Origin of the sequence: Burkholderia sp. BCC0506, from assembly GCF_902833145.1 — a bacterium.
Lineage (GTDB): Bacteria > Pseudomonadota > Gammaproteobacteria > Burkholderiales > Burkholderiaceae > Burkholderia.
The window spans coordinates 116,007-131,539 of record NZ_CADFEN010000015.1 but is presented as its reverse complement, the minus strand read 5'-3'; the positions used below and the strand labels follow the sequence as shown (position 1 = coordinate 131,539).

At 66.7% G+C, this 15,533-nt stretch carries 13 protein-coding genes; 3 read left to right on the top strand and 10 right to left on the bottom strand.

Features of this window, described 5'->3' with window-relative positions; translation table 11 throughout:
- Window positions 1-69 precede the first annotated feature (69 nt).
- The 3 genes from HWX62_RS29080 to HWX62_RS29070 all read right to left on the bottom strand — a co-directional run bounded on the left by HWX62_RS29080 (window position 70) and on the right by HWX62_RS29070 (window position 3,755).
- Complete coding sequence (locus HWX62_RS29080; RefSeq protein WP_175927644.1) at window positions 70-963, bottom strand: glutamate/aspartate ABC transporter substrate-binding protein; 894 nt, start codon at window positions 961-963, stop codon at window positions 70-72.
- A 261-nt stretch (window positions 964-1,224) separates the two neighbouring features.
- Entirely contained in the window at window positions 1,225-2,511 is a 1,287-nt protein-coding gene (locus tag HWX62_RS29075) for a Glu/Leu/Phe/Val dehydrogenase (protein WP_175927643.1), read from the bottom strand.
- Window positions 2,512-2,789: 278 nt separating this feature from the next.
- Window positions 2,790-3,755: a LysR substrate-binding domain-containing protein gene (locus HWX62_RS29070; protein WP_175927642.1), complete on the bottom strand. Its 966-nt coding sequence runs from the start codon at window positions 3,753-3,755 to the stop codon at window positions 2,790-2,792.
- A 242-nt stretch (window positions 3,756-3,997) separates the two neighbouring features.
- Between HWX62_RS29070 and purB the strand changes: the two genes are divergently transcribed.
- A complete protein-coding gene (purB, locus tag HWX62_RS29065) occupies window positions 3,998-5,386 on the top strand; it encodes an adenylosuccinate lyase (RefSeq protein ID WP_175927641.1) in 1,389 nt (462 codons plus the stop codon).
- Window positions 5,387-5,468: 82 nt separating this feature from the next.
- Here purB and HWX62_RS29060 read toward each other — a convergent pair whose 3' ends face one another.
- Window positions 5,469-6,890: an FAD-dependent oxidoreductase gene (locus tag HWX62_RS29060; protein ID WP_175927640.1), complete on the bottom strand. Its 1,422-nt coding sequence runs from the start codon at window positions 6,888-6,890 to the stop codon at window positions 5,469-5,471.
- Between the two features lie 285 nt (window positions 6,891-7,175).
- On the opposite strand from HWX62_RS29060, the gene HWX62_RS29055 reads away from it, so the two are divergent.
- A complete protein-coding gene (locus tag HWX62_RS29055; RefSeq protein ID WP_175927639.1) occupies window positions 7,176-7,823 on the top strand; it encodes a TetR/AcrR family transcriptional regulator C-terminal domain-containing protein in 648 nt (215 codons plus the stop codon).
- Between the two features lie 69 nt (window positions 7,824-7,892).
- Here the strand turns inward: HWX62_RS29055 and HWX62_RS29050 are convergent, their stop codons facing one another.
- The 4 genes from HWX62_RS29050 to edd all read right to left on the bottom strand — a co-directional run bounded on the left by HWX62_RS29050 (window position 7,893) and on the right by edd (window position 12,495).
- Window positions 7,893-8,396 carry a gluconokinase gene (locus HWX62_RS29050; RefSeq protein ID WP_175927638.1) on the bottom strand — a complete coding sequence of 168 codons (504 nt, stop codon included), beginning with the start codon at window positions 8,394-8,396 and terminating at the stop codon, window positions 7,893-7,895.
- A gap of 13 nt (window positions 8,397-8,409) precedes the next feature.
- Window positions 8,410-9,771 (bottom strand): GntP family permease, encoded by a 1,362-nt coding sequence (locus HWX62_RS29045; RefSeq protein ID WP_175927637.1) that lies wholly within the window; start codon window positions 9,769-9,771, stop codon window positions 8,410-8,412.
- A gap of 221 nt (window positions 9,772-9,992) precedes the next feature.
- Entirely contained in the window at window positions 9,993-10,619 is a 627-nt protein-coding gene (gene eda, locus HWX62_RS29040; protein WP_175927636.1) for a bifunctional 4-hydroxy-2-oxoglutarate aldolase/2-dehydro-3-deoxy-phosphogluconate aldolase, read from the bottom strand.
- A gap of 19 nt (window positions 10,620-10,638) precedes the next feature.
- Window positions 10,639-12,495, bottom strand: a complete 1,857-nt coding sequence (gene edd / locus HWX62_RS29035; RefSeq protein WP_175927635.1) for a phosphogluconate dehydratase — start codon at window positions 12,493-12,495, stop codon at window positions 10,639-10,641.
- A 294-nt stretch (window positions 12,496-12,789) separates the two neighbouring features.
- Here edd and HWX62_RS29030 point away from each other — a divergent pair, with 294 nt between their 5' ends.
- Window positions 12,790-13,638 (top strand): MurR/RpiR family transcriptional regulator, encoded by an 849-nt coding sequence (locus HWX62_RS29030; RefSeq protein ID WP_175927634.1) that lies wholly within the window; start codon window positions 12,790-12,792, stop codon window positions 13,636-13,638.
- 110 nt (window positions 13,639-13,748) lie between these two features.
- On the opposite strand, the gene HWX62_RS29025 is transcribed toward HWX62_RS29030, so the two are convergent.
- Both HWX62_RS29025 and HWX62_RS29020 read right to left on the bottom strand, forming a co-directional pair.
- Window positions 13,749-14,171, bottom strand: a complete 423-nt coding sequence (locus tag HWX62_RS29025; protein WP_089434541.1) for a CopD family protein — start codon at window positions 14,169-14,171, stop codon at window positions 13,749-13,751.
- A 23-nt stretch (window positions 14,172-14,194) separates the two neighbouring features.
- A complete protein-coding gene (locus HWX62_RS29020; protein ID WP_175927633.1) occupies window positions 14,195-15,466 on the bottom strand; it encodes a glutamate-5-semialdehyde dehydrogenase in 1,272 nt (423 codons plus the stop codon).
- Window positions 15,467-15,533: the final 67 nt, after the last annotated feature.

Genomic DNA, 15,533 nt, shown 5'->3' with positions numbered 1-15,533 from the left:
AAAAAGAAACGGAAGAAGCGTGGCCTCTTCCGTTTCAGTAGCGTCATTTCTGCATCAACGGCCGTGCGGTCAGTCGAGCGCCTTGTCGTTCGGGTTCGCGTACAGCTTCTTCATCGAATCGGACAGCGGGAAGTTCAGGTTCAGCCCCTTCGGCGGGATCGGGTTCTCGAACCACTTCGCGTAGATCTTCGCGGCCTCGCCCGACTTCTCGACCTGCGAGATCGCGTCGTCGACGACCTTCTTGAAGTCTGCATCGCCCTTGCGCATCATGCAGCCGTAAGCCTCTTCCGATTGCGGCGTGCCGACGATCACCCAGTCGCCCGGCTGCTTCGCCTTCGCGCGCTCGCCCGCGAGCAGCGCGTCGTCCATCATGAACGCGACCGCGCGGCCCGATTCCAGCGTGTTGAACGAATCGCCGTGATCCTTCGCGCTGATGATGTTCATGCCGAGCTGCTTGTCGTTGTTCATCTTGCGCAGCAGGCGCTCCGACGTCGTGCCGGCCGTCGTCACGACCGTCTTGCCCTTCAGGTCGGCGAAATCCTTGACGCCCGAATCCTTCTTCGTCATCAGGCGCGTGCCGATCACGAAGATCGTGTCGGAGAACGCGGCCTGCTGCTGACGCTCGAGGTTGTTGGTCGTCGAGCCGCACTCGATGTCGACCGTGCCGTTCTGCACCAGCGGGATACGGTTCTGCGACGTGACGGGGATGTTCTTCACCTGCAGGTTCGGCAGGTTCAGCTTCTTCTTCACCGCGTCGACCACCTTCAACTGGAAGTCGCGCGAATAGCCGACCACCTGCTGGTTCTGGTCGTAATAGGAGAACGGAATCGACGATTCGCGGTGGCCCAGCGCGATCACGCCCGTGTCCTTGATCTTCTTCAGCGTGCCCGTCTCCTGAGCATGCGCGCCGCTTGCGAACGCGCAAAGCGCCGCGACCATCAGGACTGCCTTGTGGTATTTCATTTTGGTCATCTCCTTGGCTAAAACCCGCGCCAGTGTATCAAAGTAATATTTTTGAAAGTACTGGTTGTTTACCGCACTACGAATTGCCCTGTGCGAAGCCGTCCTCCCGGCTTCGGGCACCCCGGATGCGCAAGCGGGCGGTGCCGGATTCGGCACCGCCCGCGAGGGTTCATCTCCGCAATCGGGTGGATTGCGTCATGAATCGATCGTCGTCGACGATCAGGGACGCCCGGTTAGGGACGCCCGGTCAGGGACGCCCGATCAGGGGTAGAGGCCGCGCATTTCGCGCGCCATCAGGATGCGCTTGCACGCGACGATGAACGCCGCCGTACGCACCGTCACCTTGTGCTCTTCCGCGACCGCCCACACGCCGGCGAACGCTTCGCGCATCACGCGCTCGAGACGGTGGTTGATCTCGTCTTCCGTCCAGAAGAAGCTCGAGAAATCCTGCACCCACTCGAAGTACGACACGGTCACGCCGCCCGCGTTCGCGATCACGTCGGGGATCACGAGCACGCCGTTCGCGCTCAGGATGTCGTCGGCCGCCGTCGTCGTCGGGCCGTTCGCGCCTTCGACGATGATCTTCGTGCGGATCTTCGCCGCGTTCTTCTCGGTGATCTGGTTTTCCAGCGCCGCCGGGATCAGGATGTCGGTCTCGACCGTCCAGAACTCGTCGTTCGGCATCGGTTCCGCGCCGTCGAAGCCCGCGACGCCGCCCGTGCGTGCGACGTGGTCGAGCAGCTTGTTCGAATCGAGGCCGGCCGGCTGGTAGATCGTGCCCGTGTGATCCTGCACCGCGATCACCTTCGCGCCCGCTTCCTGGAACAGCTTCGCCGCGATGCCGCCGACGTTGCCGAAGCCCTGCACCGCGATACGCGCGCCTTCGATCTCGAGGCCCTTCTTCTTCGCCGCTTCGCAGCCGACGACGAATACGCCGCGGCCCGTCGCTTCCTTGCGGCCGAGCGAACCGCCGAGCGAGATCGGCTTGCCGGTCACGACGCCGGTCGACGTCTGGCCCTGGTTCATCGAGAAGGTGTCCATCATCCACGCCATCACCTGTTCGTTGGTGTTGACGTCCGGCGCCGGAATGTCGGTGTTCGGGCCGATGATGATGCCGATTTCGCTGGTGTAGCGGCGCGTCACGCGCTCGAGCTCACCGCGCGACAGCTTGCGCGGGTCGACGCGGATGCCGCCCTTCGCACCGCCGTACGGCACGTTCACGGCCGCGTTCTTCACGGACATCCATGCCGACAACGCCATCACTTCCGACAGCGTCACGTCCTGGTGGTAGCGCACGCCGCCCTTGCCCGGGCCGCGCGACACGTTGTGCTGCACGCGGTAACCCTCGAAGTGCGCGACGGTGCCGTTGTCGAGCTCGATGGGCACGTCGACGACCAGGATGCGCTTCGGACGCTTCAGCGTTTCGAGCCAGCGCGACAGCGAACCGAGGTACGGCGCGACGCGATCGACCTGCTGAAGGTAGTTGCCCCACGGGCCGAGATCGTCGGCGTGCAGGTAGGACGGGATGGACTGCTGTTGCGAAGACATGGATGCTCCAACGTTCAACGGATTGCGCACATTGTCGAAAAACCCGTTTTTTTTATCCAATGCCGTTTGCTTATTCGATTATGCGTTTCTTGCATGATCGCGATTTTTCGCAAATCCGCGGTCGATTTGCGCAAGAACGCCCGCGATCGGCCGTGCATCGCGTTCGTGAAAAACCGGATGGTGGGGATGCGTGCCGCCCGCCGGACTCGCCGTCCGACAGGCGCCGCCAGGCCGCCGTCAGCCGGCCGCGCCCGGTGGGCCGGATTAACCGCCAGCGGTTAACCCGCCGTGTCGCCGGCTGTGTCGCGCAGTTCGTCGCGCACGACGTCCCACAGCGCGCGCACCAGTTTCTGCCGCGGCTCGTCGCCCTGCAGCGCGAGCTTGTCGCAGTAGAGCCGGATCTCCATCGTCAGCGTGAACGGATGCGCGCCGCCGCGCGCCGACCGGTCGAGCCGGATCAGCCGGCCGCCCGCGACCGCATCGTCGACCGCGCTGTGCGGCAGGAACGCGACGCCATGGCCCGCGAGCGCCATCGCCTTCAGCCCTTCGGCCATGTCGGTTTCGTACACGCGATCGAGGAACAGCCGCGTCGGCGCGTTCGCGATGATGACCTCGGTCATCCGGCCGAGATACGCGTTCGGCGTATACGACAGGTACGGCACGCGCGCGTCGGCCGCGCCCGGCAGCGTATGGCGCGGCCGGCCCGCGCGGCCGGGCGCCGAGAACGGGCTGATCGGCTCGCTGCCGAGGATCAGCATGTCGTAGCGCGCCGGATCGAGCGCGACGGGGTGGCTCGGGTGGTGGTAGCCCATCACGAGATCGCAGCCGCCCTCGACGAGCGACAGCACCGCGTCGTGCACGTTCAGCGCGCGCAGCCGCGTGTGGACCTGGCCCATCTTCGCCTCGATCCGCTGCAGCCAGCGCGGGAAATACGTGAGCGACAGCGTGTGCGGCACCGCGAATTCGATCGTCGGCACCGGCGCGCCGACGTGGCCGCGCAGCAGCGTCCTGGCCTCGTGCGCCTGCGACAGCATCGTCAGCGCCTGCTCGTAGAAGATCTGCCCGGCCTGCGTGAGCCGCGTCGGATAGACGGAACGATCGATCAGCTCGGTCGCGAGCCATGCCTCGAGCGCCTGGATGCGCCGCGAGAACGCCGGCTGCGACACGTGCCGCAGCTCGGCGGACCGGCTGAAGCTGCGCGTTTCCGCGAGCGAGACGAAATCTTCGAGCCATTTCAGTTCCATGCAGGCGGGCGCGGCGGGCGGCGGTCGGGAAGAAGCCTGCATTCTACCGGCGGGCGGCCCCGGCCGGCGGCTCGGCGGGCCGGCGCGCGCGCCTGCCGGCAGTCCGTTCGCGCGCCGCCGGGCACCGCCCGCCCGTGGCGCCCGCAGCCGGACCGATTCGGCCGGGATCGACGCGCGCCGATGGTAAAATGCCGGATTCTCCTCCCCTCGTTCGCCCCGGCCCCAAAAGGCCCTGCCCGATCATGTCCGACACTCGTCCCGATACGCTTTTCGCCCTCACCGCGCTCTCGCCCATCGACGGCCGCTACGCCAGCAAGACCGAAGCGCTGCGCGACTGGCTCTCCGAAGCCGCCTTCATGCGCCACCGCGTCACCGTCGAGGTGCACTGGCTGATCGCGCTGTCGCGCGCCGGCTTCGCGGAAATCCCGCGCTTCTCGGAGGCCTCCGAGCAGTTCCTGCTGCAGCTCGCCGAGCGCTTCACCGCGCACGACGCCGCGCGCATCAAGGAAATCGAGCGCGTGACGAACCACGACGTGAAGGCCGTCGAATACTGGCTGAAGGAATCGGTGAAGGGCCAGGCCGAACTCGAAAAGGCAAGCGAGTTCATCCACTTCGCGTGCACGTCCGAGGACATCAACAACACGTCGCACGGGATGATGCTCGCCGGCGCGCGCGAACACGTGATCCTGCCGGCGCTGCGCACCGTCCACCAGCGCCTCGTCGCGCTCGCGCACGCGCACGCCGAACAGCCGATGCTGTCGCGCACGCACGGCCAGCCGGCCAGCCCGACGACGCTCGGCAAGGAACTCGCGAACGTCGCCGCGCGCCTCGCCCGCGCGATCGCCCGCATCGAGAAGGTCGAGATCCTCGGCAAGATGAACGGCGCGGTCGGCAACTTCAACGCGCACCTGTCCGCGTATCCGGAATTCGACTGGGAAGCGTTCTCGCGCGACGTGATCGAGAACCGCCTGAAGCTCACGTTCAACCCGTACACGATCCAGATCGAGCCGCACGACTACATGGCCGAACTGTTCGACGCCGTCGCGCGCGCGAACACGATCCTGCTCGACCTCGACCGCGACGTGTGGGGCTACATCTCGGTCGGCTACTTCAAGCAGAAGACGAAGGCCGGCGAGATCGGCTCGTCGACGATGCCGCACAAGGTCAACCCGATCGACTTCGAGAACTCGGAAGGCAACCTCGGCCTCGCGAACGCGACGCTGCGCCACCTCGCCGACAAGCTGCCGGTATCGCGCTGGCAGCGCGACCTGACCGACTCGACGGTGCTGCGCAACATGGGCGTCGCGCTCGGCTATTCGCTGCTCGCGTACGACTCGCTGATCCGCGGCCTCGACAAGCTCGAAGTGAACCCGCAGCGCCTGAACGAAGATCTCGACAACTGCTGGGAAGTGCTTGCCGAGCCGGTGCAGACGGTGATGCGCCGGTACGGCATCGAGAACCCGTACGAGCAGCTGAAGGAACTGACGCGCGGCAAGGGCATCACGCGCGAGGCGCTGCAGGAATTCGTCGGCACGCTCGCGATCCCGCAGGACGCGAAGGATCGCCTGCTCGCGATGACGCCGGCGTCGTACATCGGCAAGGCCGTCGAACTCGCGAAGCGGATCGCGTAAGCACCGCCGTCGCCTGACGAGAAAAGCCCGATGCGAGCAATCGCATCGGGCTTTTTCTATTGGCGTGCGCCGGGCACGACGATCAGAACGAAATCATCCGCCCCGGGTTCAGCGCGCTCATCACGCTCATCGCCGCCTTCGCGGCCGGAATCGCGATCGGCGACAGCTGCCGGCCGAGCGGAATCGCGCGATGGTCGATGCCCGTGAGCATCGAGAAATCGTCGCTGCGGCCGACGAAATCGTCGCAGATCGCCTTGCCGATCCGCACCGTCTGCGCGACGCCGTGGCCGCTCCAGCCCTGCACCATGTACATCGGCACGCGGCCGTCGGTCTTGCGGCTGTCGGTCGCGCCGTTCAGCGTGAAGTCGCTCACGCCGCTCCAGCAGTAGTCGAGCGCGAAGCGGCCGTCGTGCTGCGGAAACACCGTGTTCAACCGCGTCAGCAGATACGCGTTGACGTCGGGCTGCGCCCAGCAACTGCCGGTGCCCTGCCCGCCGAACAGCAGCCGGTTGCCGCGCACCGGCCGGTAGTAGTCGATCTGGAACTGCGTGTCGTACACCGGCATGCCGGCCGGCAACAGCGTCGCGACGTCGACGTCGAGCGGCGCCGTCACGCTCACGTACGTGAAGAACGGCACCGTCGTCGCCGCGCCGTCGTCGAGCAGCCGGAACGTCGTGTTGTGCAGCGCGAGCACGACGCCGCGGCGCGCGGTGATCGTGCCGCCCGGCGTCGTCGCGACGACGCCCGCGGGCGTCTCGTCGAGCTCGAGCACCTCGGTGCCCTCGTACAGCGCGCCGCCGTTCAGCCGGAAGCCGTGCACGAGGCCGCGCACCAGCGCGAGCGGGTGGATCTGGCCGCCGATCGCGTCGATCGCCGCGCCGTGGTACAGCCCCGAGCGCACGTATTCGTCGTGCAGTTGATGGCGGCCGACGAGCGTCACGCCCGCGTCGCCGAGATGGCGGCGCGCATCCGCGCCGTCGAGCAGCGCGCTCATGTGGCCGGGATGCACCGCCGCCGTGACGTGGCCGCGCTTGCGGTCGAGATCGAGCGCGTAACGCGCGCCGATCTCGTCGATCAGGTCCATCGACTCGGTCGACGCGAAGCGCCACAGTCGCTTCGCGTCGTCGTGCGACAGGTGGTCGATCATGTCGGCGGCTTCCCAGCGGGCGAGGCCGGGCGTCAATTGCCCGCCGTTGCGGCCCGACGCGGCCGAGCCGACGCGATGCTTGTCGACGAGGATCGTGTCGACGCCCGCTTGCGCGAGATGCAGCGCGGCCGATGCGCCGAGCAGGCCCCCGCCGATCACGAGCACGTCGCAGACGGCGTCGTGCGCGAGCGGCGCGCTGTTTTCATGGCGCGACAGCGACGCCTCGTACCAGTTGGCCGGGTGCTCGCCGTCGTAGCGGGCCGGGTCGCACCAGTTCCAGTTGTCTTTTTCGATGTTCAGTTGCGTTTGCTCGAAACGCGCTTCACCCTGGATCAGGGGTTTGTGGTTGGACGTCATGATTGCACTTGCATGGTCTTGGGCCGCCTGTCGAAGAGCCTCGTTGCTTCGAGGCTTCGCGGGTGGGGGCAGCCGGTTCCACATGGGTGTCAACGAGAAAAGGGGCGCGATGGCCCGTGTTGACGGCGGGCACGCTCGTGCCGCCTGGATCCCGGACTGTGCGAAAGCACGTCGTGAAAGGTGCCGGGACACCCAATTTCTACACCGCAGAAATAATTCTACAGTGTAGAATAAACTTTCGTCAAGTTTACAGCCGGTGCTGCGCCGGCCTGCCAGCCTGCGTCGATGAAAGACAAACCCGCCCAGGGGCCGCGTGGCCTCGACAAGGACGCGATCGTCGCGGCCGCGCTCGCGCTGCTCGAAGACGTCGGCGAAGCCGCGTTCAGCGTGCGCAAGCTTGCGCAATCGGTCGGCTGCGACCCGATGAGCGTGCTGTATCACTTCAAGTCGAAGGACGGCCTGAGCCGCGCGATCGCGAACGCGCTGTCGCGCTCGCTGGTGCCGGTCGATCCTTCGATGCCGTGGCGCGAGCGGCTGCGCGACCTCGCCCGCCAGTACCGCGCGCTCGCGTTGCGCTACCCGGCCGCGTTCGCGCTGCTGCAGCGGCACATGAGCACGGGGCCGGCCGACCTCGCGCATATCGAAGCCGTGCATCGCGCGCTGACCGACGCCGGTATTCCGCGCGCGGCGCTGCCGTCGGTATGCGTCGGCTGGTACGCGAGCGTGATCGGGCTCGCCGCCGCCGAAGCGGGCGGGCTCACGCGCGCCGCGAACGACGTCGAGCTCGCGGAAATGCACGCGCTGGCCGACGCCGATCATCCGCTCGTCAAGTCGGCCGCCCCGCTCTATGCGCAGCTCGACCCGGCGGTCGTGCACGACACGATGCTCGACGTGCTGCTCGACGGCATCGCGCAACGCGCCCGCGCGGCCTGACCGGCATGCGCGCCGCCAACGAAAAAGGCACCCGAAGGTGCCTTTTTCATGACGATGGCCGCGAACCGCTCAGTGCTGCTGCGCGAGGCCGATCTTCACCATGACCTGATCGACGATCTGCTCGGGCGTCAGCTCGATGCTGACCTCGATCGCTTCGTCGGGCCCCGGCTCCTCGAGCGTGTCGAGCTGGCTCTTCAGCAGCGACGGATCGAAGAAATGGCCGGTGCGGGTCTTCAGGCGCTCGCGCAACACGTCGAACGAACCCTTCAGATACACGAACCGCACGTCGGTGTCGGTGCCGCGCAGCACGTCGCGGTACGAGCGCTTCAGCGACGAGCACGTGAACACGGCCGTCTCGCCCGCACGCTGCTTTTCCTCGATGGCCTCGCGGATCGAGCGCAGCCACGGCCAGCGGTCTTCGTCGGTCAGCGGAATGCCGTGGTGCATCTTTTCCTTGTTCGCCGCGCTGTGAAACGCGTCGCCGTCGGTATAGCTGCACGACAGGCGTTCCGCCAGCATTTCGCCGATTCGCGACTTGCCCGCGCCCGACACGCCCATTGCGATCAGAATCATTGACTACCCCTTGTTACAGAACCATGCTCAGCAGCAGCGTAAAGCCCAGGCCAAGCACGGAGATGATGGTTTCGAGCAACGACCAGGTCTTGAACGTCTGACCGACCGTCATCCCGAAGTATTCCTTGATCAGCCAGAAGCCGCCGTCGTTCACGTGCGAGAAGATCAGCGAGCCCGAGCCCGTCGCGAGCACCAGCAGTTCCGGGCTGACCGTCGTGCCGGCCGCCGCGGCGATCGGTGCGACGATGCCGCAGGCTGTCGTCATCGCGACCGTCGCCGAACCCGTCGCGAGACGCATCAGCGCCGCGACGAACCAGCCGAGCAGCAGCGGCGACAGGTGCGCGTGCTTCGCGGTCTCGACGATCTGCTGCGAGATGCCGCTGTCGCGCAGGACGCCGCCGAAGCCGCCGCCCGCGCCGACGATCAGCGTGATGCCGGCGATCGGCGCCAGGCACTCGCCGCAGAACTTCTGGATCTGGTCGCGGTTGAAGCCCTGCAGCTTGCCGAACGTGAAGAAGCTCACGAGCACGGCGATCAGCAGCGCGACGTCGGAGTTGCCGGCAAAGCGCAGCAGGTTGTTCGGCAGCGACTTCGGCGCGAACACCAGGTCGGCCCAGCTGCCGACGAGCATCAGCACGACGGGCAGCAGGATCGTAAACAGCGTGATGCCGAAGCCCGGCAGTTCGCGCTTGCGGCCGTCCGCGCTCGAATCGACGAATTGCGCCGCGAGCGGGTTGTGCTCCGGCAGCTTCACGAACTTCGAGATCGTCAGCGCGAACAGCGGGCCCGCGATGATCGCGGTCGGCACGCCGACGATCAGGCCGAACGCGATCGTCTTGCCGATATCGGCGCCGTATTGCTGGACGGCCAGCAGCGCGGCCGGGTGCGGCGGGATCAGCCCGTGCACGACCGACAGGCCGGCGACCATCGGCAGGCCGACGACGAGCAGCGACTTGCCGGTGCGCTTCGCGACGTTGAACGCGATCGGGATCAGCAGCACGAAGCCGACTTCGAAGAACACCGGCAGGCCGACGATGATCGCGACGAACATCATCGCCCAGTGGATGTTCTTTTCACCGAACCAGTCGATCAGCGTGGTCGCGATCCGTTCGGCGCCGCCCGACTCGGCCATCATCTTGCCGAGCATCGTGCCGAGGCCGACGACGATCGCGATGTGGCCGAGCGTGCCGCCCGTGCCCGTTTCGAACGACTTGACGATCTTGTCCATCGGCATGCCGACGACGAGACCGAGGCCGAGCGAAACGATGATCAGCACCAGGAACGGGTAGATCTTGTAGCGCGCGATCATCAGGATCAGCGCGGCAATCGCGATCAGCGTGAATACGAGCAGCATGCTGCCTTGGACGGCCCCCATGTGGCACTCCTCCTAGAATTTGTTCGAACCGGGCGAGTCGTTGCGAGTATGCCCGGCTATGCAGGTCTCCGATACACGGGGGGTACCCACCCCGTCAGGACGCTGAATTTTACTTATCTTTGCGATCTGCGGATAGAACCGGTTCCATCAGCAAAAACCCTCGGTAAAACAAGCACTAAGCGCTTGCTTTCCGAGGGCCAAACCGCCGTTTGGTACAAGTTTTAGCGGGGCAACTGGCTCGCCGCTTGCGCGAGACGCGTGACTTCGGCCCAGTCCTGCGCGGCAAGTGCGGCCTTCGGCGTGAGCCACGAGCCGCCGACGCACACGACGTTGGGCAGTTTCAGGAAGTTCGGCGCGGTGTCGACCGTGATGCCGCCCGTCGGACAGAACTTCAGCGCCGGGAACGGGCCGTGGAACGCCTGCAGCATCGGCACGCCGCCCGCCTGCTGCGCGGGGAAGAACTTCACGATGTCGTAGCCGAATTCGAGCGCCTGGATGATGTCGCTCGGCGTCATCACGCCCGGCAGCAACGGCAGGCCCGCGTCGAGCGACGCGAGGTGCAGTTCCTTCGTCAGGCCCGGCGACACGCCGAACTTCGCGCCCGCGCGCTTCGCCTGCTCGCAGTGCTCGGGCTTCGTGATCGTGCCGACGCCGACGACGATGTCGTCCGCGAGCTGGCTCGCGCGCTGGATCGCCTCGAGGCCCGCCGGCGTGCGCAGCGTGATCTCGAGCACCTTCACGCCGCCCGCGTGCAATGCACGCGACACGTGTTCGCCCTGCTCGACCGAGTCGAATGCGAGCACCGGAATGACCGGGCCCAGCTTCACGATTTCAGCAATCGTCTTCATTGAATTGGCTCCTTGAAATTCATGCGGCGACGCTAGCGGCCGTTTCGCCGACCAGCGCCCCGAAAACCGATGCGCCCTGCTCGGCCGGTGCGGCCGCCGCACGGAACACGCCGAACAGTTCGCGCCCGAAACCGACTTCGTTGTCGGCCTGGTGCTGCGGCTGCGCGACCGGGCGCGCTTGCCATTCGGCGTCGTCGACCTCGATGTCGAGCACGCCGGCTTCCGCGTCGATCACGAGCATGTCGCCCGTCTTCACCTTGCCGATGGGGCCGGCCAGCAGCGCTTCCGGCGACAGATGGATCACGGCCGGCACCTTGCCCGACGCGCCCGACATGCGGCCGTCGGTCACCAGTGCGACATGGAAGCCCTGATCCTGCAGCACGCCGAGCAGCGGCGTCAAACGGTGCAGCTCGGGCATCCCGTTCGCACGCGCGCCCTGGAAGCGCACCACCGCGACGAAATCGCGCTTCAGCTCGCCGCGATCGAACGCTTCCTGCACGGCTTCCTGCGAGTCGAACACGATCGCGGGCGCCTTCACCTTGCGGTGCTCGGGCGCGACCGCCGAGATCTTGATCACGCCGCGGCCGAGCCGGCCCTGCATCAGGCGCAGGCCGCCGTCCGGCTGGAACGGGTCGCGAATGCCGCGCAGCACCTTCGTGTCGTGGCTCTCGGCCGCGCCGTCGACCCACGTCAGCTTGCCGTCGATCAGCTTCGGCTCCTTCGTGTAGTGCGCAAGCCCCTTGCCGGCGACCGTCGTCACGTCCTCGTGCAGCAGCCCGCCTTCGAGCAGGTTGCGTACCAGGAACGCGACACCGCCCGCCGCGTGGAAATGGTTCACATCGGCCTTGCCGTTCGGGTAGATCTTCGCGAGCAGCGGCACGACGGCCGACAGTTCGTCGAAGTCGTTCCAGTCGATCAGGATGCCGGCCGCGCGCGCGATCGCGACGAGGTGCAGCGTGTGGTTGGTCGAGCCGCCCGTCGCGAGCAGCGCGACGATCCCGTTGACGATCGCCTTTTCGTCGATCACATGGCCGATCGGCGTGTAGTGACCGCGCTCGACGGTCAGGTCGAGCACGCGGCGCGCGGCCTCTGCCGTCAGCGCGGTGCGCAGCGGCGTATGCGGATGAACGAATGCCGAGCCCGGCAGGTGCAGCCCCATCAGCTCCATCAGCATCTGGTTGCTGTTCGCGGTGCCGTAGAACGTGCAGGTGCCGTGGCCGTGATACGCGGCCGATTCGGCTTCGAGCAGCGCGTCGCGGCCGACCTGGCCGGTCGCGAACTGCTGGCGGATCTTCGCCTTGTCGTCGTTCGACAGGCCGCTCGTCATCGGGCCGGCCGGCACGAAGATCGTCGGCAGATGACCGAACTGCAGCGCGCCGATCAAGAGGCCCGGCACGATCTTGTCGCAGATGCCGAGGCAGAGCGCCGCGTCGAACATGTTGTGCGTGAGCGCGATCGCCGTGCCCATCGCGATCGCCTCGCGCGAGAACAGCGACAGCTCCATCCCCGGGTTGCCCTGCGTGACGCCGTCGCACATCGCCGGCACGCCGCCCGCGAACTGCGCGACCCCGCCGTTCTCGCGCGCGGCCGCCTTGATGATCTCGGGGAAATCCTTGTACGGCGCATGCGCGGACAGCATCTCGTTGTACGAGGACACGATGCCGATGTTCGGCTCGCGGATCGCCTTGATCGCGAACTTGTCGTTGCCCTCGAGGCCCGCGAAGCCGTGCGCGAGGTTCGCGCACGACAGCGCGCCGCGTGCCGGGAACTTGCCTTGCGCGCCGTCGATGCGCTGCAGATAGGCGGAACGGGTCGATTGGCTGCGGGCGATCACGCGTTCGGTGACCTTCGCCAGGGTGGGATGCAGCGACGTCATGCTGGGCGCTCCTGTATGCCGGACGACACCGGCGGTTGGAATCGTGGGGACGGTCGAGCTTCGTCGATCGAACGAAAGCAGTCTAGTAGAAAAACTACAAGCACGCAATGCCGGTCAACGTACCCGCAACCGCCATTCCCGCCACCAGCAAGGCTTTTATCAGTGAAAACCCTAATCCTCCTCGCCACCCTCACGTCGAAATCACCGTCACTGCGCTAGTATTTCCATGTAGATTTTCTACAATTCGATTGCGATACACTCGCTCATCCGAACCCGATTTCCACGTGCCGTCCCATGCTGCCTCGCATTGAAGCGATCCGCCCCGAGCTGCGCCCGTCCGAGCGCAAGCTCGCCGACTACATTCTCGCCGCGCCGCGCGAGGTGCTCGATCTCGCGATGACCGAGCTGTCGACCCGCGCGGGCGTCAGCCAGCCGACGATCGCGCGCTTCTGCCATGCGCTCGGCTGCAGCGGCTTTCGCGAATTCAAGATCCGGCTCGCGCAGAGCGTCGCGCCGGGCGTATCGTCGGTGTATCGCGACGTCGAGCCGAACGAACCGGCGCCCGGCATCATCGGCAAGGTGTTCGACCGCACGATCGGCGCACTGATCGAAGTGCGCAACAGCCTGTCGGCGGGCAGCGTCGCCGATGCGATCGCGCTGCTGTCGAACGCGTCGCGCATCGAGTTCTACGGCGCCGGCGGCTCGGGCATCGCCGCGCAGGACATCCAGCACAAGTTCTTCCGGCTCGGCGTGCCGAGCGTCGCGTATTCGGATCCGCACACGTTCTCGATGTCGTCGGCGCTGCTCGGGCCGCACGACGTCGTCGTCGCGATCTCGAACACCGGCCGCACGCGCGACATCGTCGACGCCGCGCGCTCCGCGCTCGCGTGCGGCGCGAAGGTCGTCGCGATCACGCAGAGCCATTCGCCGCTCGCGAAGCTCGCGACGGTGAGCCTCGCGTCGAACGTCGCCGAGGAAACGGACGTGTTCTCGCCGATGACGTCGCGAATGTCGCATCTCGCGATCGGCGACATCCTCGCGGTCGGCGTCGCGCTGTCGCGCGGGCCGGCGCTGATGGAGCGCGTCGGCCGCGCGAAGGAAGCGATCACGCGGCGCCGGATCGACGACGGCACGAAGGATTGAATCCGTGCCGCGCGCGGCGGCACGTAAGATCGGCCCGTAAACGAACAACGGCGCCCCGAGGGGCGCCGTTGCGCATGATCCGGCGGCGACGTATTCGCCCGCCGCGCCGCTCAGAACGGCTTGATCACGACCAGCGCGACCGCCGCGAGCATGCCGAGCACCGGCAGCTCGTTGAACACGCGATACCACTTGTCGGTGCGGCGGTTCTCGCCGCGCTCGAACACCCGCAGCAGGTGCCCGCAATACGCGTGATAGACGATCAGCAGCAGCACCACCGTCACCTTCGCGTGGATCCAGCCCTGCCCCTGCCCGATGCCGATCACGAGCCAGAGCCACAGCCCGCAGGCGAGCGCGGGCACCGCGATCATCGTCATGAAGCGGAACAGCTTGCGCGCCATCAGCAGCAGGCGCCGCACCGCGGCCGGGTCCGTCTCCATGGCCAGGTTCACGTAGATGCGCGGCAGGTAGAACAGCCCCGCGAACCACGCGGCGATCAGAACGACATGGAACGTCTTGACCCAGAGCATTGCCATCGGTTGTGTGCCTCGCGGTTGACTTACTGACGGCCTTCGCCGTGACCGAGCACCACGTACTTCAGCGACGTGAGCCCTTCCAGGCCGACGGGGCCGCGTGCGTGCAGCTTGTCGTTCGAGATGCCGATTTCCGCGCCGAGGCCGAATTCGAAACCGTCCGCGAAGCGCGTCGACGCGTTGACCATCACGCTCGCCGAATCGACTTCGCGCAGGAACCGCATCGCGCGGTCGTGATCCTCGGTGACGATCGCATCGGTGTGATGCGAGCCGTAATGGTTGATGTGCTCGATCGCGGCATCGAGGCCGTCGACGACCTTGATCGCGAGCACCGGCGCCAGATACTCGGTGTGCCAGTCTGCTTCCGTCGCGTCGACGAGCGGGCCGACGCCCGCATCGGCGAGCACCGCGCGCGCGGCCGCATCGACGCGCAGTTCGACCTGCTTGTCGCGATACAGCCTGCCGAGCGGCGGCAGCAGCTTCGCGGCGATGCCGCTCGACACGAGCAGCGTCTCCATCGTGTTGCAGGTGCCGTAGCGGTGCGTCTTCGCGTTGTCGCAGACGGTCAGCGCCTTGTCGAGATCGGCGCGATCGTCGACGTACACGTGGCAGATCCCGTCGAGGTGCTTGATCATCGGCACGCGCGCCTCGTTGATCAGCCGTTCGATCAGGCTCTTGCCGCCGCGCGGCACGATCACGTCGACGTATTCGGTCATCGTGATCAGCTTGCCGACCGCCGCGCGATCGGCGGTCGCGACGACCTGCACCGCATCCTGCGGGAGGCCCGCCGCCTCGAGCCCTTCGCCGATCAGCTTCGCGAGCGCCGCGTTCGACTCGAGCGCCTCGGAGCCGCCGCGCAGGATCGTCGCGTTGCCCGATTTCAGGCACAGCGCGGCCGCATCGATCGTCACGTTCGGGCGCGACTCGTAGATGATCCCGATCACGCCGAGCGGCACGCGCATCTGGCCGACCTGGATGCCGCTCGGGCGGAACTTGAGGTTGCCGATCTCGCCGATCGGATCGGCGAGCGACGCGACCTGGCGCAGCCCTTCGACCATCGTGTTCAGCGCCTTGTCGGACAGCGTCAGGCGGTCGACGAACGCCGCATCGAGCCCCTTTTCACGGGCGCGGGCGACGTCGCGCGCGTTCGCCTCCTTCAGCGTCTGCGCGTCGCGTTCGATCGCGCGGGCCACGGCGTCGAGCGCCGCGTTCTTCGCGGCCGTGCTGGCGCGCGCCATCGCGCGGGAAGCGTGCCGGGCGCGACGGCCCAGGTCGGTCATGTACTGATCGATATCCATCGTGTGACTCGAGAAGCGAGCCGCGCGGGGCGGCATGAATTCGTGGGGAAGCATGGGACGGCCATCC

Bases quoted from the DNA above. Each gene is read 5' to 3' on its own strand.
- edd (WP_175927635.1), bottom strand. From the start codon at position 12,495: ATGACGTCGCTGCATCCCACCCTGGCGAAGGTCACCGAACGCGTGATC.
- HWX62_RS29020 (WP_175927633.1), bottom strand. From the start codon at position 15,466: ATGGATATCGATCAGTACATGACCGACCTGGGCCGTCGCGCCCGGCAC.
- eda (WP_175927636.1), bottom strand. From the start codon at position 10,619: ATGAAGACGATTGCTGAAATCGTGAAGCTGGGCCCGGTCATTCCGGTG.
- HWX62_RS29045 (WP_175927637.1), bottom strand. From the start codon at position 9,771: ATGGGGGCCGTCCAAGGCAGCATGCTGCTCGTATTCACGCTGATCGCG.
- HWX62_RS29060 (WP_175927640.1), bottom strand. From the start codon at position 6,890: ATGACGTCCAACCACAAACCCCTGATCCAGGGTGAAGCGCGTTTCGAG.
- HWX62_RS29080 (WP_175927644.1), bottom strand. From the start codon at position 963: ATGAAATACCACAAGGCAGTCCTGATGGTCGCGGCGCTTTGCGCGTTC.
- purB (WP_175927641.1), top strand. From the start codon at position 3,998: ATGTCCGACACTCGTCCCGATACGCTTTTCGCCCTCACCGCGCTCTCG.
- HWX62_RS29030 (WP_175927634.1), top strand. From the start codon at position 12,790: ATGCTGCCTCGCATTGAAGCGATCCGCCCCGAGCTGCGCCCGTCCGAG.
- HWX62_RS29055 (WP_175927639.1), top strand. From the start codon at position 7,176: ATGAAAGACAAACCCGCCCAGGGGCCGCGTGGCCTCGACAAGGACGCG.
- HWX62_RS29025 (WP_089434541.1), bottom strand. From the start codon at position 14,171: ATGGCAATGCTCTGGGTCAAGACGTTCCATGTCGTTCTGATCGCCGCG.
- HWX62_RS29050 (WP_175927638.1), bottom strand. From the start codon at position 8,396: ATGATTCTGATCGCAATGGGCGTGTCGGGCGCGGGCAAGTCGCGAATC.
- HWX62_RS29075 (WP_175927643.1), bottom strand. From the start codon at position 2,511: ATGTCTTCGCAACAGCAGTCCATCCCGTCCTACCTGCACGCCGACGAT.
- HWX62_RS29070 (WP_175927642.1), bottom strand. From the start codon at position 3,755: ATGGAACTGAAATGGCTCGAAGATTTCGTCTCGCTCGCGGAAACGCGC.